The 20,767-nt window shown below is 36.4% G+C and carries 18 protein-coding genes; 16 read left to right on the forward strand and 2 right to left on the reverse strand.

Annotation, left to right across the window (positions count from 1 at the left end):
• Nucleotides 1-130 precede the first annotated feature (130 nt).
• The 4 genes from AR328_RS00490 (at nt 131) to AR328_RS00505 (ending at nt 4,736) form a co-directional block, all read left to right on the forward strand.
• Nucleotides 131-1,315: a DHH family phosphoesterase gene (locus AR328_RS00490; protein ID WP_066287785.1), complete on the forward strand. Its 1,185-nt coding sequence runs from the start codon at nt 131-133 to the stop codon at nt 1,313-1,315.
• Between the two features lie 94 nt (nt 1,316-1,409).
• Nucleotides 1,410-2,291 (forward strand): GNAT family N-acetyltransferase, encoded by an 882-nt coding sequence (locus AR328_RS00495; protein WP_066287789.1) that lies wholly within the window; start codon nt 1,410-1,412, stop codon nt 2,289-2,291.
• A 107-nt stretch (nt 2,292-2,398) separates the two neighbouring features.
• Nucleotides 2,399-3,340, forward strand: coding sequence for a magnesium/cobalt transporter CorA (corA, locus tag AR328_RS00500; RefSeq protein ID WP_066287791.1), 942 nt, complete (start codon nt 2,399-2,401; stop codon nt 3,338-3,340).
• A gap of 238 nt (nt 3,341-3,578) precedes the next feature.
• Nucleotides 3,579-4,736 carry a trans-sulfuration enzyme family protein gene (locus AR328_RS00505; protein ID WP_066287793.1) on the forward strand — a complete coding sequence of 386 codons (1,158 nt, stop codon included), beginning with the start codon at nt 3,579-3,581 and terminating at the stop codon, nt 4,734-4,736.
• 71 nt (nt 4,737-4,807) lie between these two features.
• On the opposite strand, the gene AR328_RS00510 is transcribed toward AR328_RS00505, so the two are convergent.
• On the reverse strand, nt 4,808-5,257 hold the full coding sequence (locus tag AR328_RS00510) for an SRPBCC family protein (protein ID WP_066287796.1): 450 nt from the start codon (nt 5,255-5,257) through the stop codon (nt 4,808-4,810).
• Nucleotides 5,258-5,452: 195 nt separating this feature from the next.
• Between AR328_RS00510 and htpG the strand changes: the two genes are divergently transcribed.
• From htpG to AR328_RS00535, 5 genes are all read left to right on the forward strand, one after another.
• Nucleotides 5,453-7,333, forward strand: coding sequence for a molecular chaperone HtpG (gene htpG, locus AR328_RS00515; protein ID WP_066287798.1), 1,881 nt, complete (start codon nt 5,453-5,455; stop codon nt 7,331-7,333).
• 133 nt (nt 7,334-7,466) lie between these two features.
• Nucleotides 7,467-7,694 (forward strand): hypothetical protein, encoded by a 228-nt coding sequence (locus AR328_RS00520; protein WP_066287800.1) that lies wholly within the window; start codon nt 7,467-7,469, stop codon nt 7,692-7,694.
• 133 nt (nt 7,695-7,827) lie between these two features.
• The gene (locus AR328_RS00525) at nt 7,828-8,448 is read left to right on the forward strand and encodes a TetR/AcrR family transcriptional regulator (protein ID WP_066287803.1); all 621 of its coding nucleotides are present in this window, start codon (nt 7,828-7,830) and stop codon (nt 8,446-8,448) included.
• Between the two features lie 67 nt (nt 8,449-8,515).
• Complete coding sequence (locus tag AR328_RS00530) at nt 8,516-10,738, forward strand: ABC transporter ATP-binding protein (protein WP_066287804.1); 2,223 nt, start codon at nt 8,516-8,518, stop codon at nt 10,736-10,738.
• Nucleotides 10,735-12,585, forward strand: a complete 1,851-nt coding sequence (locus tag AR328_RS00535; RefSeq protein WP_066287806.1) for an ABC transporter ATP-binding protein — start codon at nt 10,735-10,737, stop codon at nt 12,583-12,585. Before AR328_RS00530 ends, AR328_RS00535 begins: the two co-directional genes overlap by 4 nt.
• A 76-nt stretch (nt 12,586-12,661) precedes the next feature.
• Here AR328_RS00535 and AR328_RS00540 read toward each other — a convergent pair whose 3' ends face one another.
• On the reverse strand, nt 12,662-13,672 hold the full coding sequence (locus tag AR328_RS00540; protein ID WP_066287809.1) for an AI-2E family transporter: 1,011 nt from the start codon (nt 13,670-13,672) through the stop codon (nt 12,662-12,664).
• A 213-nt stretch (nt 13,673-13,885) separates the two neighbouring features.
• Between AR328_RS00540 and AR328_RS00545 the strand changes: the two genes are divergently transcribed.
• From AR328_RS00545 to AR328_RS00575, 7 genes are all read left to right on the forward strand, one after another.
• A complete protein-coding gene (locus AR328_RS00545) occupies nt 13,886-14,566 on the forward strand; it encodes a M50 family metallopeptidase (RefSeq protein ID WP_066287812.1) in 681 nt (226 codons plus the stop codon).
• A 38-nt stretch (nt 14,567-14,604) separates the two neighbouring features.
• Nucleotides 14,605-15,447: an oxidoreductase gene (locus AR328_RS00550; RefSeq protein ID WP_066287817.1), complete on the forward strand. Its 843-nt coding sequence runs from the start codon at nt 14,605-14,607 to the stop codon at nt 15,445-15,447.
• A 160-nt stretch (nt 15,448-15,607) separates the two neighbouring features.
• Entirely contained in the window at nt 15,608-16,744 is a 1,137-nt protein-coding gene (locus AR328_RS00555) for a metallophosphoesterase (RefSeq protein ID WP_066287823.1), read from the forward strand.
• 213 nt (nt 16,745-16,957) lie between these two features.
• Nucleotides 16,958-18,064 carry an ABC transporter ATP-binding protein gene (locus AR328_RS00560; RefSeq protein WP_066287827.1) on the forward strand — a complete coding sequence of 369 codons (1,107 nt, stop codon included), beginning with the start codon at nt 16,958-16,960 and terminating at the stop codon, nt 18,062-18,064.
• Entirely contained in the window at nt 18,054-18,857 is an 804-nt protein-coding gene (locus tag AR328_RS00565; protein WP_066287831.1) for an ABC transporter permease, read from the forward strand. Before AR328_RS00560 ends, AR328_RS00565 begins: the two co-directional genes overlap by 11 nt.
• Nucleotides 18,854-19,657: an ABC transporter permease gene (locus AR328_RS00570; protein ID WP_066287838.1), complete on the forward strand. Its 804-nt coding sequence runs from the start codon at nt 18,854-18,856 to the stop codon at nt 19,655-19,657. Before AR328_RS00565 ends, AR328_RS00570 begins: the two co-directional genes overlap by 4 nt.
• Nucleotides 19,654-20,727, forward strand: coding sequence for an ABC transporter substrate-binding protein (locus tag AR328_RS00575; protein ID WP_066287840.1), 1,074 nt, complete (start codon nt 19,654-19,656; stop codon nt 20,725-20,727). The genes AR328_RS00570 and AR328_RS00575 overlap by 4 nt, the downstream gene beginning before the upstream one ends.
• Nucleotides 20,728-20,767: the final 40 nt, after the last annotated feature.

Below are 20,767 nucleotides of genomic sequence, written 5' to 3' on the forward strand. Positions count from 1 at the left end.
CAATCACTATAAAGGTGTTATACATGAATTTAATTAATTAACGTGAAATTATCAATTTATAAATATTTACGGCCTTAATTATTTATAATTTTTCAAAATACAAACCATACTACGTTCAGAGGTGAGGATCATGTACAAACTATTATCACATAATGACTTGGACGGGGTTGGCTGTGGAATATTGGCGAAGCTTGCTTTTGATAAGCAAGTGAAGGTTCGCTACAATTCCGTATCGGGTCTGGACCGTGAAGTGGAATGGTTTTTAGAAAACGATAGCAAGGATACCTTTCTATTTATTACAGATTTATCTGTTAGTAAAGAAAATGAATCAAGACTTGATGAGTTTTACCAAATGGGAGGGAAATTACAGCTGCTGGATCATCATAAAACGTCTCTGCATTACAACGATTATGATTGGGGGAATGTCATTGTTGAGGATGAAGAAGGCAAATTAACCTCTGCTACATCCTTGCTTTATGAATATCTAGTTTCTAAGCAGCTGTTAAATCCATCTAATGCTATTACTGAATTTGTCGAGCTTGTCAGGCAATATGATACGTGGGAATGGGAAAAGAATAATAATCAGCAGGCTCAACGGCTGAATGCACTTTTTTTTCTAGTTTCCGTGGAGGAATTTGAAGAAAAAATGATTAGTCGGCTTAATACAAGTGATCATTTCCGTTTTGATGAGTTCGAACAAAAGATTCTTGATATGGAAGAAAATAAGATCGAACGCTACATACGCCGGAAAAGGCGAGAATTGGTCCAAACGAAAATTGGAAAATATTTTGCTGGCATTGTTTATGCAGAATCTTACCATTCTGAGCTGGGGAATGAATTAGGAAAAGAATATCCTCATCTTGATTATATCGCCATAATCAATATCGGCGGAAAACGACTTGGATTCCGAACCATCCATGATCATATAGATGTTTCCGAAGTGGCAGGACATTATGGAGGAGGCGGCCATGCGAAAGCATCGGGCTGTACTTTAACTGACAAAGCTTATCGACAATTTGCAGCGGAGACATTTCATTTAGAGCCACTAAGAGAGGATTCAAAGCAGAATCGCTATAATGTGAAACAATCTGCTTTTGGAACTCTTTATCAAAATCGAACGGAGGATCTATTTCTCTTATATTCAAATGATGATCAAACATGGAGTATTGAACAAAATGATAAAAAGATGAATCAGAATTATTCAAGCTTTGAAGAGGCTGAGAGTTACTTAAAAAGAAATTATGCAGCCTGGCTTGTGAGAGATGATATCTTTGTTGATTATTTGATGAAGGAAGTAAAAAAGAAAGACATTTAAGAGAAAACAGTATACTATAAAATGGAAAATAAGAATTAGGAACTTCTCCTATTCTTTTTTCTTTTGAATAATGACTTAGGAAAGAGGAAATTCATTGATAGATTTAGTTTTTGTAAAAGATTATCAAGATAATGATCAGCTAAGAAAAAGCTTTTTCAATTTGGCTGTTGATGTGTTCGGAATAAACTTTGTGAGTTGGCATGAAAATGGATTTTGGACGGAAAAGTATATCCCTTACTCATTCGCAGATAGTGATCAAATCATTGCAAATGCATCGGTTAATCGCATTGACATGATTATTAATGGCGAAAGAAAAAGAGCTCTTCAAATCGGAACGGTCATGACCCATCCCGATTACCGCAATCGAGGGCTTTCGGCAAATTTAATGAATCGAATTTTAGAAGAATTCAAGAATGAATATGATTATATGTATTTATTAGCTAATCATACTGTTTTAAATTTTTATCCTAAGTTCGGGTTTCGACCTGTCCAAGAGGTTATATATTCAATGGAGTTTACAAATGAACATTTTGAACCGGCCAAAATACGCAAGCTGGATGGAAAAAATCCAGAGGACCTCCAATTTATCTATCATTTCTCGGCTGACAGTATTCCTGTTTCTCAAATTTTTGGAACAAGCAACACATCGGAACTGCTGATGTTTTATTGTTTAAATGTTTTTCCTAATGATATTTATTATCTGGAAAATGAAAATGTTATTCTGATTTATCAACTAGAAGATAGCGAGATACATATATTTGACATCATTAGCAAAAAAGAAATAAAGATTGAAGAAATACTTTCAAAAATAACAGCAAAGGGTACATATAAAGTAGTGTTTCACTATACTCCAGATTATGATGGGATACATTTTAATAGGGAAATTTATAACGGAAGTGAAATTCTTTTCGTAAGAGAAGCCTCGCACAATAAATTTCCGGAAAACATAAAGCATCCACTAATATCTCAAGCATAATAATGTTTCAATAAGTACGAGTTATTCCCGGATCATTATGCGATGAATACAAGCATGTTTCATTCACATCCCGAGCAAACTATTCGTGTTAGGAGGATTTTATCCATATGATTCGTTCTTTTTCGATAACTAGTGACTATCAGCTTGCAGAGAACCTGCCAATCGAGCAATTATTTCAAGACGATATTAAATGGTTTTGGATCGACTTTGAATCTCCAACTGAAGAGGAAACGGATCTTCTTAAAACCCAATTTAACTTCCATCCATTAGCAATAGATGATTGTTTGCATTTACTGCAGCGGCCGAAGCTGGATTACTATGAGGGATATGACTTTTATGTGATCCACACTTTAAATCAGCATACCCTTCTGCCAGAAGAAGTGGATGTGTTTGTAGGAAAAAACTTTATCGTCACCTTTCATTTAACTCCTTCGTCTGAAATTACGATGGTGAGACAAAAGTTATTAGCAAATGATTTACACTATAAAAAAGGAGCTTTACATTTATTTTATCAATTGATGGATAAAATCGTTGATGAGTATTTTCCGGCCGTTTATAAAATCGAGGATGAGCTAAATGAGATTGAATTAAAAGATGCCAAGAAAGATTTAATGAATGATGTATTTGAAATACGAAGCCAATTGTTAAAACTACGAAGAACGATTTTTCCCATGCGTGAATTATTATATCGAATTTTAAATTCAGAAAGGGTTATCATTCCAAAGGATGAGAGAATGTATTTCATGGATATTTATGATCATTTGCTCAAGCTTTCGGAAATGATTGAGTCAAATCGTGAAATGACGAACGATATTCGAGACAGTTATATATCACTAAATTCAGACCGAATGAATAATATCATGAAAACCCTAACTGTTATGTCTTCCATTTTTATTCCGTTAACCTTCATTGCCAGCATCTATGGGATGAACTTCGAATACATGCCAGAACTCACATGGAAATGGGGCTATTTCGGGGTGCTTGGGGTTATGTTGTTGGTTGGTTCTTCCTTATTATTAGTATTATGGAGGATGGGTTGGTTTAAATAATTTGTAAGATAAAGGGGATTTCTAAGGATTATGCAGCCTTTGGAGTCCCTCTTTGCATTTGTATCAAAAATACTGAATATGTGCATTTTTGTGTAAAACAGCTCCAGATTTTAGGCAACAAATATGGCTAGCGGCGTAATAAAGTGAAAATTTAATGATAATTAAATTCTTAATAGACTGGCAGGAAGAATGGGAAACAAGCCGAATTTAATCATTTATAAAAGGAGGAGTTACAAAAATGAACTACACATCAAAACTAGTAAAAACTAAAAAGGATCTCGGGCATGGCTCTCATATTTCCCCAGTATATTTAACATCCACTTTTGTATTTGAAAATGCAGAGGTAGGAGCCAAACGGTTCGCTGGGGAAGATGAAGGATACATGTATTCACGCCTTGGAAATCCAAATGTACGTGAACTAGAAGAAAAAGTCGCTGCATTAGAATTTGGGGAGGCCTGCCTTGCTTTTTCATCGGGTATGGCAGCTATAACAGGATGCCTTATGGGAATTTTAAAGGCTGGTGATCATGTAATTGCTCACACAGCCTTATATGGGGCGACGCACGCTTTTCTAAGCACTACCGTAAAGAAATTCGGAATTGATGTAACATTTGTTCCCTTTAAGACAGGCGATGAAATTGAACCATATATGACAGATAAAACGAAGGTAATTTACTTTGAAACTCCTTCGAATCCTACAATGTCATTAGTCGATATGAAAAGTGTAGCGGCTGTTGCAAAGCAAAAGGGTGTTTTAACAATAGTAGATAATACGTTTTTATCACCATATTTGCAAAATCCGATTTCATGTGGAATTGATATCGTTGTCCATAGTGCAACAAAATATTTGTCAGGTCATGGCTATCTGATTGGCGGACTAGTAGTGGCTAGCAAGGATATTATTAATCCTATGAGAAAAGAAGTGCAAAAAACAATGGGAGCCACATTAGCGCCAATGGATGCATGGCTTCTCTGCCAAGGTATTCGGACATTGCACGTTCGGATGGACCGTTCCCAAGAAAATGCGCAAATTTTAGCTGACCGGCTGGAAAAACATAAAGCGATTGAACGTGTTTTTTATCCTGGACTTGAAAGCTTTGAAGATAGAAATATTATGGAGAAACAAATGAAAGGACCCGGGGCCATGATTTCATTTGTCTTGAAAGGGGGCTATGAGCAAGGCGTGAAACTAATGAATTCGGTAAAACTTTGCACTTTAGCTGTATCACTCGGGGATGTCGGCACACTTATTCAACATCCAGCATCGATGACTCATGCAATTATACCTAAAGAGGAAAGGGAAAAAGCTGGTCTTTCTGATGGTCTTGTTCGCTTTTCCATTGGGATTGAAGATGTTGAAGATATTTGGAATGACCTTGAAATCGCATTGGGATAATACATTTTTATTGGTTAGAATATGCCCCCTGCAGAAAACTACAGGGGGGCTTCCTGCCTCTTCAAAATGATTCAAGCTTCAGATTCTGCGATTTGCTTAACTCTATCCGAAAATTTAACAACAACCTTCTTGTTTGATAGGAGCAAAAGTAATTTGACAAACCATTTTAATGGTCGATTTGTAACTGTATATTTGAATAATGTCTTTCTATCGCTAATATGTATTAATTCATAAAAAGCCGTTATATCGAACATGTTGGCCAATGTGAATCTTACTTTTAGCTTTTTATGCGTAGGCGAGTCTAGATACTCTATTGTTTCAACATCATATTCTTCGATTCGATTACCTTCTTTATATTTTTGGCGGTAGACACTACCGATCCCTTCATCCGTAATCTTTATTGGTGTGTTTTCAACTACATTTGGCATTATTTTTTGCATATTCTCCAATGAGCCATTAAGGAGATTCCATATTCTTTCGATAGGGGCGTCTATTTCCACCTCATGTATCCATTGTTTCATCTTTTGCAATCTCTCCTTTATAGTTAGAAAAATTTTCTAAGCGCTTATTATTCATTTTACCATTATTTGAAGATCGTTCAATTGACAAGAAAAAATAGATATGGTATTTAATTGTTAGTGGTTTAGCACTCTGATAGGAAGAGTGCTAATCTAGCTATTCTTATTAGATGAAAAGTGTTGGAAGGAGAGGAAATAATGGAAAAAATACAATTTCAAGCAGAATCGAAAAGGCTATTAGAAATGATGATCAACTCCATTTATTCTCAAAAGGAAGTATTCTTGCGAGAGTTGATTTCAAATGCAAGTGATGCCATTGATAAAATATATTACAAAGCACTTACAGATGAAAATTTAACCTTTAACAAAGAAGATTACTACATAAAAGTTGTTCCAAATAAAGAGAATCGAACTTTAACAATTATTGATGCCGGGATCGGAATGACGAAGGAAGATTTAGAAACCAATCTTGGAATTATTGCCAAAAGCGGTTCTTTAGCGTTTAAAAAAGAAAATGAACTAAAGGATGGCCATGACATTATCGGTCAATTCGGAGTTGGATTTTATGCTGCCTTTATGGTCGCAGATGTTGTAACTGTTATCAGTAAAGCTTTAGGCAGTGACCAAGCGTACAAGTGGGAATCCGAAGGTGCGGATGGATATACAATCGTCCCATGTGAAAAAGAACAAGTAGGCACTGAAATTATTTTAAAAATAAAAGAAAATCATGAAGAAGATACGTATGATGAGTATCTGGATGAATATCGCTTAAAAGCAATTATTAAAAAATACTCGGATTTTATTCGCTACCCGATCAAAATGGATATTTCAGGTAAAAGGGCAAAAGAAGGCAGTGACAATGAATTAGAAGATTATACAGAAGAACAAATAATTAATAGCATGGTTCCGATTTGGAGAAAGAACAAAAATGAATTAACCGAAGAGGATTACACCTCTTTCTATCACGAAAAACATTATGGATTTGACAAGCCGCTTAAGCATATTCACATCAGTGCTGACGGTGCCATCAGATATAATGCGATTCTGTACATCCCAGAGAAAACACCTTTTGATTATTACTCTAAAGAGTATGAAAAGGGGTTAGAATTATATTCCAATGGCGTATTAATCATGAATAAATGCGCGGATTTACTTCCAGACTATTTTGGCTTTGTTAAAGGAATGGTGGACTCTGAGGATTTATCACTGAATATTTCGAGAGAGATCTTGCAGCATGATCGTCAGTTAAAGCTTATTGCGAAAAACATAAATAAAAAGATAAAAAGCGATCTTCAAAGCTTGCTTAAAAATGAAAGAGAAAAATACGAAACGTTTTATCAATCTTTTGGCAAACAATTAAAGTTTGGCGTATATAGTGATTTTGGAACGCATAAAGAGGTTTTACAAGATTTATTAATGTTTTATTCTTCAAAAGAAAAGAAGCTAGTTACATTAGATGAATATGTATCCAGAATGCCTGAAGACCAAAAATATATCTATTATGCATCTGGAGAATCGAATGAGAGAATTGCCAAGCTCCCACAAGCGGAGTTAGTGGCAGAAAAAGGTTACGAAATCCTATACTTCACTGATGATATTGATGAGTTTGCTATCAAGATGCTCATGACCTATAAAGAAAAAGAATTTAAGTCTGTGTCGAGCGCAGATTTAGGCATTGAAGAGAATGAAAATAATCAAGATGCAGATAAGGAAGTAAACGAAAATAAAGACCTCTTTGACTTTATGAAAGAGATTTTAGCAGGAAAAGTAAAGGATGTTAGAGTTTCAAAAAGATTAAGAACTCACCCTGTTTGTTTATCATCCGATGGGGAAGTAACCATTGAAATGGAAAAAATCCTTAATTCGATGCCAGATAATCAAAATGTTAAAGCAGATAAGGTTTTGGAAATTAATATGAATCATGAGGTATTCCAATCATTACAGTCGGCATTTGAAAGTGATAAAGAGAAATTAACTTTATACACAAACCTTCTTTATAATCAGGCACTTTTAATCGAAGGGCTGCCAATCCAGGACCCTGTCGAATTTACGAATGATATTTGTAAAGTAATGGTTTAAACGAAAGAGTTGCTTCGGCAGCTCTTTTTTGTTTGTAAATAAGAAAACACTCAGACTTTTCCATAATTTATGATATGATAAAGGGAAATAAATACAAATGGTTGGACCCCATTTGTAAGCAAGAGGTGGAATGATGTTTACGGGAACGGTTGCAGTAGTAATGGTCTTTTCAATCCCAATCATTGCAATAGTAACATCTCATTTTCAAAAACAATCTAAGATTCAGCATAAAATGATACAGGATCAAATTGAGCTTGAAAAATTAAAGCAAGAAAATTATTTAATTGAGACACAAAAGATGAGACTAGAACTTGAGCAAATGCAGCTTGAAGAATTCAATAACAAACCAAAAATATTATGATTTTCAAAAAGATGAAGGACGGATCCATTTTCTGTCCTTCGTTTTTTTGTTGACTCATGACATCGTGTCATATATAATCAGCTCATCAGTAATTGTGACACGTTGTCACCTGTCTGACAGGAGGAATAATAATATGCCAAAACAAACATATTTTCACTTGCCTAAAGATAAACAAGACACTTTAATTCAAGCTGCTAAAAAGGAATTTTCTCGGGTTCCCTTACACGAAGCATCCATTGCCAATATTATTAAGGAAGCGGAAATCCCAAGAGGGAGCTTTTACCAATACTTTGAAGGGAAAGAGGACCTATATTATTATCTGTTAAATCAGATTTCAGAGAAAAATAATAATCGCTTTATTGCGTTCTTAAAGGAGAATAACGGAGATATTTTTGCAACCTTTACTGATTCATTTAAGTTTATGATTCAAATCCACAAAAATCAAGAACACAAAAACTTTCTTAAAAATGCCTTTTTAAATATGAATTATAAAATGGAAAATATTTTAGCTAATAATATTTATCAAGAAAATCGGAAAAGCCAGTATTTAACTATGATTAGCTTAATAAATACTAAAAGCCTAAATTTAAATAATGAACAAGAACTTCATGATATTTTAAAAATAATGATCGCTGTCACTTTTCAAAACTTAATTCAAGTATTCGTAAAGGACTTAAAGGATGAAGAAGCTTTAAAAAGTTATGTTCAGCAAATGGAATTGCTAAAAAGAGGATTATATAAGAAAGAAAACTAATAGGTATCCTAAAAGGATTGAAAAAAGAGATTATCCATTGTGAAGAGTCGGAAGGGAGACTAATAACTTGAGAAAGTTGGCAAAACATTTAAAGCCATTTTTAACCGGTATTTTTTTAGCGGTCGTACTCTTGTTTGTGCAAGCGATTAGTGATTTGAATTTGCCAAATTATATGTCTGAAATCGTCAATGTTGGGATTCAGCAAGGTGGCATTGAGCATGCTGCACCAGATGCGATTAGTGAGGACGGTATGAAGCTAATCACTACTTTCACGACAGAGCATGAAACAAATATAATAGAAGAAAGTTATTCGTTGGTTTCCCCTTCAGATCAAAATTCGAATGAGGAGCCTTACAGCAAACTTTACCCTAAAGCGGATCAACAATTTTATGTAAAAGGGGAGTTAGGAAAAAACGATAGCGAAAAATTAGATGCCGCATTTGGGACAGCAACGTCTACATTCATTAATGTTTTACGTGAACTTTCACAGTCTTCTGATAAGAACACAACAGAAAGTTCCTCTAAATCTATTAATTTGAAAGAGATTTACGAAATGCAAGCTGTCTTGGATTCGTTGCCAAATGCTGCAATTCAATCAGCACATGACGATGCGGTGAAAAATGATGTCATGCAAAAACAAAGCGGGATTATGCTATCTAAAGGCTTCTATGATGAGCTTGGCGTCGATTTAGGGGCGAAACAAACGGCTTACATTATGAAAGTTGGCTTCTATATGTTAGTCATTGCACTCGTAGGAGGGATCGCTACTGTTTTAGTTGGTTTTCTTTCTTCCCGAATTGCGACTGGCGTAGCACGAAATATACGGAAGCAAGTGTTTACGAAGGTAGAGAGCTTTTCGAAAAAAGAATTGGATACCTTTTCTACTGCATCTTTAATCACACGTTGTACGAATGATATTCAGCAAGTTCAGCAGCTAGTCATGATGGGTGTCCGGATGATTTGCTATGCCCCGATACTTGGGATTGGCGGAATCATTATGGCTGTCAATAAGTCAGCATCGATGAGCTGGATTATTGCGCTTGCTGTCGTCATCCTTCTTGGGTTAATTCTAATCCTTATGGCGATTGCACTGCCGAAGTTTAAAATGATACAGAAGCTAGTCGATAAATTGAATTTGATTTCAAGGGAAAATTTAAGCGGTCTGATGGTTGTACGTTCTTTCGGCACGCAGGAATATGAAAAAGAACGGTTTGAAGTTGCGAATAGTGATTTGACGAAGACGAATCTTTTTGTCACTCGCGCAATGGTGTTTATGATGCCAATGATGATGCTCATTATGAACGGTGTCACTTTGCTAGTCGTTTGGGTTGGTGCCCATCAAATTGCCGTTTCTTCCATGCAAGTCGGGGATATGATGGCGTTTATGCAGTATGTCATGCAAATTTTGATGTCCTTTATGATGCTATCGATGATGTTTATTATGATTCCTCGGGCAGCAGTATCCGCCGGTCGTATTGCGGAAGTACTAGAAACGGAAGTGTCCATCACCGATCCAGAAAAGCCAAAAACATTTAACGAAAAGTGCAATGGCCTTCTCGAATTTAAAAAAGTAAGCTTCCGTTATGAAGGGGCCAATGAAGATGCATTATATAATATTTCCTTTACAGCTAAGCCTGGCCAAACGACGGCTTTAATTGGTCCGACAGGTTCCGGTAAAACAACGATTGCAAGTCTTGCTTTACGGTTTTATGACGTGAATGAGGGCGAGATATTAATTGGCGGTGTTGACATAAGAGATGTGAACCAGTCGGAGTTGCGGTCGAAAATTGGATATGTCCCGCAAAAGAGCGTATTGTTAACTGGCACCATTGAGTCCAACCTAAAATACGGAAAAAAAGACGCTACGGATGAAGAGATGCAGGAAATAGCAAAAGTTGCCCAGGCGATGGATTTCATTAATGAAAAACCAGAGAATTTTGCGTCGAATATATCACAAGGAGGTGCAAATGTTTCAGGCGGTCAAAAACAGCGTCTCACGATTGCACGTGCTTTAATGAAAAAACCAGAAATCTTAATATTTGATGATAGCTTCTCCGCATTGGACTTTAAAACAGACTCCATGTTACGCAAAGACTTAAAGGAACATACATCAAATGCGACGATCATTCTAGTCGCCCAAAGAGTGAGTACAATCATGAATGCAGAACAAATTCTCGTGTTAGATAAGGGCAGAATTGTCGGGCGCGGAACACATCGCGAGCTATTGGAAACATGTCCCGAATACTATGAAATTGCCTCATCACAGCTGTCGAAGGAGGAATTAGCATGAGCGAAGGGAAAAATAGGCAAAGTGCTCATTCGCCATTCGGTATGCGAGGTGGGCCAAATATGATGGAAGGTAAAAAAGCAAAAGATTTTAAAGGGACGATGAAACAGCTCGTTCAATATTTAGGCGCTTACAAATGGACAATTATATTTGTATGGATATTAGCCATTTTGTCGACGATTTTTACGATTGTATCACCAAAGATTTTAGGTCAAGCGACTGATGAGCTTTTTTCAGGTGTGATGAACCAAATCGCTGGAACTGGGTCGATTGACTTCGGCAAAATTGGTGAAATCCTTTTATGGCTCATCGGATTATACTTACTTAGTGCGTTGTTTTCCTATTTACAAGGCTTTGTTATGACAGGTGTTAGTATGAAAGTGACAAAGCAGCTTCGAACGGATATTAATGAAAAAATTCATAAATTGCCATTCAATTATTTCGATAAAATAACCCATGGAGAAGTTCTTTCGAGAATTACAAATGACGTTGATACAATCAGCCAAACATTGAATCAAAGTTTAACGCAAATCATCACATCAATCACTTCACTTATTGGCATTACAATTATGATGCTCACAATCAGCTGGCAAATGACATTAGCTGCCATCTGTATTCTCCCGCTGACAATGATTTCGGTTGTCGGGATCATTAAAAAATCGCAAGTTCATTTTAAAAATCAGCAGAAATATTTGGGGCATGTGAATGGTCATGTAGAGGAAATGTTTAGCAGCCATGAAATAGTGAAGGCCTTTAATGGTGAGAAGGATTCGGAAAAAACATTTGACGAGCACAATGAAGCTTTGTATAAATCTGCATGGAAAGCAAATTTCCTGTCTGGTCTTATGATGCCGATTGCGATGTTCATCGGAAATATCATCTATGTTGTCATCTGTATACTTGGAGGATATTTAACCGTTACAGGTTCAATGACGGTCGGTGGCATTCAAGCTTTCATTCAATACGTGCGGAGTTTCATGCAGCCAGTTTCTCAAATCGCGACTATTTCCAATGTGCTTCAACAAACTGCAGCAGCAGCAGAACGTGTATTTGAGTTTCTAGATGAAAACGAAGAAAAACCGGAGCAGAATAGGGTAATAAGTGATGTGTTGATTGAGGGGAATGTAGAATTTGACGATGTTTCCTTTAGTTATGATCCTGAAAAACCTGTCATTCGTAACTTTACAGCAACTATTAAACCAGGTCAGAAAGTGGCCATTGTCGGACCGACAGGTGCAGGTAAATCAACCATCATGAAACTGCTCATGCGCTTTTACGATGTTGATAGCGGATCGATTAAGATCGATGGACATAATATCCAATCATTTCATCGAAATGAACTTCGTAGCTTATTTGGTATTGTGCTGCAAGATACATGGCTGTTTAACGGTACGGTAGCGGACAATATACGGTACGGCAAGCTTGATGCAACTGATGATGAGGTTAGGGAATCTGCCGTCGCTGCACAGGTGGACCACTTTGTAAGGGCATTGCCGGATGGCTATGATTTGGTGCTTAATGAAGAAGCGGATAATATTTCACAGGGTCAAAAGCAACTGCTAACGATTGCAAGGGCAATATTAGCAGATCCAAAAATCCTTATTCTAGACGAGGCGACAAGCAAAGTCGATACACGAACAGAAATTCTTATCCAAAGAGCGATGGATAACCTTATGAAAGGCCGTACGAGCTTCGTTATTGCCCATAGACTGTCGACCATTCGAAATGCTGACTTGATAGTAGTTATGCATGAAGGGGATATTGTCGAACAAGGTACACATGACGAGTTGCTTGCTCAGAGTGGATTTTACGCAAATTTGTACAAAAGTCAGTTCGATACAGCGGTTTAAAGCTAATTTAAGTCAATACAAATCAAATTAAAAAAGCAGTGAACTCGTCAGAGCTCACTGCTTTTTGACATCTAGATTAGCTTACATTCTTTTTATCCCTCACATCTAGTACATCTAAAAAGAAAACGAATACTGGTATCCCAACAATTAGCCCCCAAACACCAAAGAAATGCTCGGAAAAAATCAATACGACAAAAGTGTAGAATACAGGCAAGTCTGTTTTTGAAGACATCAGCTTTGGATTTAAGATATAAGCTTCAATTGCATGGATGATCATGATCACAATCAGTATGTAGATAACCTGCATGATCCCGCCAATTGTATATGCAATGGCACATAAAGGAATTAGTGAAATAATGACTCCAGCAACAGGGATGAGACCAAGGAAAAAGATTAAAATGGAAAGCCCCATTAACTGCGGGAAGTTCATGATCCATAATGCCAGCGTTGTTAGGCCACAGTTGACTAATGCAATAATAAATTGAGCTTCAAGTACTTTTCCAAAGGTTAATACAAACTTTTTCGCAAAAAATTCAATTTCATTATAAAATGGAGCGATTTTACTATATTTAAATTTAGAAGTAAATTCAATAAGCTTCGGTTTTTCCAAAAGGAAAAATAAACTTAGTACAAGGGACATCATAATTTGAATCCCGACTTTACTCATTCCGCTAAAATATTTAAGCAGGAAAGTAAATCCCTGTTCCAAGTAATTAGAAATTTGTTTTGTTTCAATCATGCCTAATACATAATTAACTAGAACATGATCATGCGGCTGTGTTAAAAACAGCTGAAGCTGTGTGACTAACTGCGAAATTTCAACAATAATGATTGGCAAGTATTTAATGATCCCAATTGATAATAGTCCAATAATTAACAAATAGGAAATGAGGACCGTTAGCTTACGGTGCAAATTGAATTTATTTGATACAATATTCACAAGCCGATCCAGTAAAAAAGAGAAAATAAAGGTGATTAGGATTAGGTTGATCATACTTCTTAGCATATAGAGAAGAAATACTAAAATTGAAAAAATAATCAGCCTTTTAAATGCATTATTATTTATAAACGACCGGATCGATTCCATTATATGAAAAATTCCTCCCTTGCATGGATGTAAAAACTCCATATGAATTTCTTACTATTTTTATTTTATAATACTTTTTTATAGATTCATAATGATTTTATTTATTTTAAAGGACAAACTGTTAATTTGCCGAAAATGAAACTTAATATGAGAGCACAACGTATATAAAATAATACGTTGAGACCTTTACGTCTAAATTAAGGAGAATCCATTTTGAGAGTACTCAAGCAAAAAATCACTTGGAAATTCTGTTTGTTTATCGTGATAGCTATTATTCTAACAAATATTCCGTTCCTAGGCAGCTATATACGCATGATTAATACTTTAGTTCACGAATCGGGACACGCATTAATAGCCCTATTTGGAGGGAAGGTTCATACTATATCTTTATTTATGAACACTGAAGGGGTAACTTATACAAGTCATTCGAACTGGTTTGGCAGCTTTTTTACAGGGATAGGAGGATATGTTTTTTCTTCATTTATCGCCTTTTTATCCTTTTGGTTTATTAGCAGAAAAAAATATAAGCCGCTCATAATTATTTTGCTTCTATTTGTTGGCTTAAACCTGCTTCTATGGGTTAGAAATTTTTACGGTATATTTTGGCTTATTTCCTTTGGTTCATTATTTTTTCTGTTATTATTCAAAGGTTCCGCATCATTTGTACAAAATTGTTTATTGATGATAGCTAGTATCCTTTTAGTAGAATCACTGACCTCTTCCTTTACGATCCTCATGCTGAGCTTTATTCAGCCTCATGCAGCAGGGGACGCTACAGGTTTAGCAAAAACAACTATGTTTATCCCAACTCAATTATGGGGATTATTCTTTTTTGCCCAGGCAATCGCCTTCATGCTTGCAGGGTTAAAAAAAGGTATTTATCGGATCGACTAAATATATGACAATTAAATGATTTGGAGAGGAGTCAACATTTGAATAGAAAAATCGCCGTTATTACAGGGGCATCAAGCGGCTTTGGACTCCTAACTGCTATCGAGCTCGCTAGAAATAATTTCGATGTCATCGCGACCATGAGAGATACGAAGAAAAGCGAATCGCTTTTATCGGAGGCAAGGTTAAATAGAGTTGAAGAAAATATTACAGTAGCTGAACTGGACGTTACCTCTCAACCATCCATTGAAAAATTGAAGGAATATGTTGAAGAAATTGGCCGTATTGATTTGCTGTTCAATAATGCCGGCTATGCAAGTGCAGGCTTTGTAGAAGAAATTCCTATTGAGGAATTCAGAAAGCAATTTGAGACAAATTTCTTCGGAGCAATTGCTGTAACTCAAAGCTTTTTACCACTAATGCGCAGCCAGGGAAAGGGTACAATTATCAATATGAGCAGCATCAGCGGGAGAATGGGATTCCCCGGGATGTCTCCCTATGTCTCTTCTAAACATGCACTAGAAGGATGGAGCGAATGTCTCAGGCTTGAAATGATGCCTTTTGGCGTCAAAGTTGTTCTGGTCGAAGCTGGATCATATAAGACAAATATTTGGTCAAGCGGGAAGCATGTGACGGAAAGGTCATTGCATGCAGGCTCTCCTTATTATCAATATATGAATCAGATTCAACAATATATTTACAATGGGTCAGAATCATTCGGTGAACCCAGAGAGGTAGCTATGAAGATTGCTAATATTGCTATGGAACATAATCCTCAGCTAAGATATCCCATTGGCAAAGGAGTAAAATGGAGCGTATTTCTGAAAAATATGCTCAAATGGACATTTTGGGAAAAAGCCTTTCTGAAAATCTTAAATAAATAACCGTTTCAAGATGATAGAGCATGTTCTATCATCTTTTTTAATGCGTGAAATGATCTGCACCTTTTGTTAACAATCTAGGAAATACTAACCATTTTGCTGAAATCCGGTTAATATTCCCTAATTTAGAGAAAATAAGAAAATATATGTAAGGGGTGTTTGGATGAAACGAATCAAAGTGATCATTCAATTCATACTGATCATCAGTATTTTGCTCATTGCCTTAAATCGGACAGACGCCAATGGGATCATAGAATCTAACTTGCGGCTTCGAATTTTAGAAACAACTGATTTGCATGCACATATGTTAGGTTTTAATTATAAAAAAAATCGACCAAATCTAGAATATGGGTTAGCAAGAACTTCAACACTCATCAAACAAGCTCGGGAAGAGCAAATGAATTCACTGCTATTTGATGTAGGTGATGTACTTGTGGGAAGTGCATTAGGTGAATATGTATATAGAAGCAACTATTTGGACTATCATTACTTTCATCCTGTATTTAAAGCGATGAATGGACTCCAATTTGATGCGGCAACACTAGGAAATCACGAATTCAACCACGGATTAGACTTTTTGCATAAAAGCTTGCGAGGAGCCAACTTCCCATACGTCAATGCCAATATTTATATAGATGATCAAAATCAATACGATGGCGATGATCTTAATTATTTCAATCCGTTTTTGATTTTAGATAGAAACTTTATTGATACTAACGGAAAAAAGCAAAAATTAAAGATTGGTGTTATTGGTTTCCTTACCCCTATTGCAGCCGAATGGGACAAGGTGTATTTTCAAGGTAAATTAAAGATAAAAAATATCCAGGAAACGGCTGAGCATTTTGTGCCGATCATGAAAAAGATGGGTGCAGACATCATCATTGCTCTTGCGCATGTTGGATTTGATCCTGACAAAGGATTAAAGGAGAAAGAGGGAAATTCCGTATTCGATTTAAGTAAAGTAAAAGGGATCAATGCCATTCTATATGGTCATAGCCATTTAATTTTCCCAGCGACGGAAGAATACAATGGAACCGGGATAAATGAAGAAACTGGAACGATTAATGGGGTCCCAGCTGTACAAGCAGGCTATTGGGGAAATCATCTTGGCATCATTGACCTCGAATTAATCAAGATCAATGGAAAATGGCTTGTTATGGGCAGTCATTCAATGGTAAAACCAGTGTTCAAGATCATTAATGGACAGATCATTCCATTAGTTGAAGAGGATGAACTGATTGTAAGAGAGATGAAGCATACACATCTTGAAATACAATGGTTTATCCAAAATAGTCAATAGATAACACATCCCTTGCACATAGTTCACCTATGTTCAGGAAGCCTTTCTCCTTTACAATAGGTATTTACTAGACAATATTTTCAAAAAACATCTCCCATCAATGTGTAGGAATATGGTATTATAACGTTTGAATGTCAAAATTCTATTATTCGATTATTTTCGATAAAAACTGAGTTTCATAATTTGAAATTTTTATTGATAGAAGGAGATAAAATGACAAATAACACTATTATCCGTTTTGAGCATGTAACAAAACAATTTGATGATGATCCGCCCGTTTTGAAAGAAGTTAGTTTTGAAATTGAGAGAGGGAAGTTCTATACGCTTCTCGGTCCATCCGGCTGCGGAAAAACAACCATTTTACGGCTGATTGCAGGATTTATTGAGCCTTCAGCAGGAAAGGTATTTATAAATGAAAAAATAGTCAATGAAGTGCCCGCTAATAAACGCCAAGTCAACACAGTATTTCAGGACTATGCATTATTTCCGCATTTAAATGTATTTGAAAATGTAGCATTTGGACTTAGAATTAAAAAAATAAAAAATAATGAAGTAGATCGAAGAGTAAAGGAAGCCCTTCGATTTGTGAATCTTGAAGGCTATGAAAATCGCGAAATAAGAGAAATGTCAGGCGGTCAGCGTCAGCGTGTGGCCATTGCAAGAGCGATTGTCAACGAACCGGAAGTTATCCTGCTTGACGAGCCTTTATCAGCTCTAGATTTAAAACTTCGTACAGAAATGCAGTATGAACTTCGTGAGCTCCAGCGAAGATTGGGTATTACGTTTATCTTTGTAACCCATGATCAAGAGGAGGCCCTTGCGATGTCTGACGAAATTTTTGTTCTGAATAACGGAAAAATCGAACAGAGCGGAACGCCAACTGATATTTATGATGAACCGATTAATCGCTTCGTTGCTGATTTCATTGGGGAATCGAATATTGTACCAGGAACGATGATTAAAGACTTTTCTGTCCAGTTTACTGGAAAAATCTTTGATTGCGTGGATGGTGGCTTAAACCCAAATGAAGTTGTAGATATTGTAATCCGTCCTGAGGATTTGGAAATTACTAAGCCAGAATCAGGAAAACTACGGGTTAAAGTGGATACTCAGCTTTTCCGCGGCGTTCATTATGAAATTAGCTGCTACGACCAGGATGGAAATGAATGGCTAGTTCATTCGACGAAAAAGGCAAATGTAGGGGAAGAAATAGGGCTGCACTTTGATCCTGAAGCCATACATGTCATGAGGCATGGAGAAACCGAGGAAGAATTCGACAAACGTCTAGAAGCATATGAAGAGGGAAGCTATGAGAACTAACTCCCGTAATCTATATTTAATCCCTTATGTGATTTGGATTCTGCTGTTTGTCGTTACACCCATTCTTCTCGTCGTATACTATTCGTTTTTCGATATTGAAGGGCAATTTACTTTTGATAATTACAAAAAGTTCTTTACGCCAGTCTATCTAAAGATGACATTTAGTTCATTTTGGTATGCGTTTTTAATTACATTTTTTTCCTTTATTATTGCATATCCAACAGCCTATTTACTGACAAAAACGAAGCATAAGCAGCTATGGCTATTATTAATTATTCTGCCTTCATGGATTAATTTATTGTTAAAAGCTTATGCGTTTATTGGTATTTTTGGCACATATGGTGCTGCGAACAGCTTCCTTGAAGTAATGGGTGTTGGCAGCAAACAGCTGCTATTTACAGATTTCAGCTTTATCTTTGTTTCTGTATATATCTTTCTGCCATTTATGATCTTGCCAATTTTTAATGCGTTAGATGAATTAAACCCATCACTCATTGATGCATCTAATGATTTGGGTGCTTCACCATGGACAACATTTACCCGTGTTATTTTCCCATTAACATTGGATGGAGTTAAGTCAGGATGCCAAGTCGTGTTCATTCCTGCCCTATCATTGTTCATGCTGACAAGACTTATTGCCGGTAACCGTGTTATCACCCTCGGAACAGCCATTGAGCAGCATTTCCTCGTCACTCAAGACTGGGGAATGGGTTCAACGATCGCTGTCTTCCTAATTATTGCCATGGTACTCATTATGGTACTCACTGGCAGAAGAAAGAGGGGGATCCTATGAGGAAGAAAACAAAGCTTTCGGCAATCTATTTGATTATTGTATTTCTAATTTTGTATGCCCCTATTTTTTACTTAATGTTTTACTCATTTAATAGCGGCGGAACGATGTATCAGTTCGAAGGATTCACCCTTGATTGGTATCGCGAGCTGTTCGGGGATACTAGACTTTTAATTATTGTGTTAAATACAGCGATTATTGCCCTTTTATCAGCGGCGATCTCTACCATCCTTGGTATTGCAGGTGCATTAGCGATTTATTTTGCCAGAAAAAGAAGAGTAAAAAATACCCTTCTTTCACTTAATAATGTTCTAATTGTCAGTCCTGATGTCATCATCGGAGCGTCGTTCTTAATATTATTTACAATTATTGGAATTAAATTAGGGTTTGTTTCAGTTTTATTTGCCCACATTGCCTTTAGTGTTCCAATTGTCGTTATCATGGTATTGCCAAAAATAGAAGAAATGAATATATCCATGATCTATGCAGCTCTTGACCTAGGAGCAAGCAGATGGGATGTTCTAACTAAGGTCATTCTGCCATTTATCACGCCTGGAATATTCGCAGGTTTTTTCATGGCTTTAACGTATTCACTAGATGATTTTGCCGTTACGTTTTTTGTAACAGGGAACGGGTTCACAACATTATCTGTAGAAATCTACTCACTTGCAAGACGTGGAGTTTCATTAAACATTAATGCCCTATCTACCTTATTGTTTATTTTCACGATGCTGCTAGTAGTCGGTTATTACTTTATTACGAAGCGTAATAATCGTCCGGCCGGAATGGGGGGTAAGAAATGAAACAGCTTGTCCGTGCCTTAGCAGTTGTACTTATTGTTTCGATTGGTTTAATTCTTTTTGTCAATAAACTAAATTCTGCTCAAGGATATTCCAGTGGAAATACACTGACCATTTTTAACTGGGGAGATTATATCGACCAGGAACTTGTTAAACGATTTGAAAAAGAAACCGGAATTAAGGTCATCTACGAAACATTTGATTCAAATGAAGCGATGCTGACGAAAATTGAGCAGGGCGGAACTTCTTATGACATAGCCGTTCCGTCTGAATATGCTATTGATAAAATGAGGCAAGAAAATTTACTCATCCCGATTGATCATTCAAAAGTGCCGAACCTTCAATATATCGATTCACGGTTTATGGATTTGCCTTTCGATCCAGGAAATGAATATTCAATCCCTTACTTCTGGGGAACAGTCGGAATCGCGTATAATAAAGAGATGCTTGGTGATTTAGAAATAACTAGCTGGGATGATTTATGGGATCCAAAGTTCAAAAATCAAATATTGATTATTGACGGTGCCAGAGAGGTAATGGGAATGGGCTTAAATAGTTTAGGCTATTCTTTAAATGATACAGATGAAAAGCACCTGATCGAAGCGAAAGAAAAGCTTGATTTGTTAACGCCGAATATTAAAGCGATCGTGGGGGACGAAATTCGGATGCTGTTAGAAAATGGCGAAGCTGGCATTGGCCTTGTCTGGTCTGGTGTGGCACAAGAAATTATGTGGGAAAATGAAGATGTGGAATATGTCGTGCCAGAAGAAGGCTCCAATCTCTGGTTTGATAATATGGTCATTCCAAAGACGTCAAAAAATCCGGAAGCCGCACATCAGTTTATTAACTTTATTCTTGATCCAGAGGTTGCCGCCCAAAATACAGAATATGTTGGTTATTCTACACCAAATAAAGGAGCACTTGAATTTATGGATGAAGAAGTCATCAGTGATGAGCGTTTTTATCCAGATGAAGAAATGACAGCCAAGCTCGAAGTATACGAAAACCTTGGGAAAAGAATGCTGGCCTATTATAATGATCTATTTTTAGAATTTAAAATGCATCGAAAATAATAGAAAACTGACTAGCTCAATGGCTGGTCAGTTTTTTTAT

Origin of the sequence: Bacillus sp. FJAT-29937, from assembly GCF_001509555.1 — a bacterium.
Classification (GTDB): Bacteria; Bacillota; Bacilli; order Bacillales; family Cytobacillaceae; genus Cytobacillus.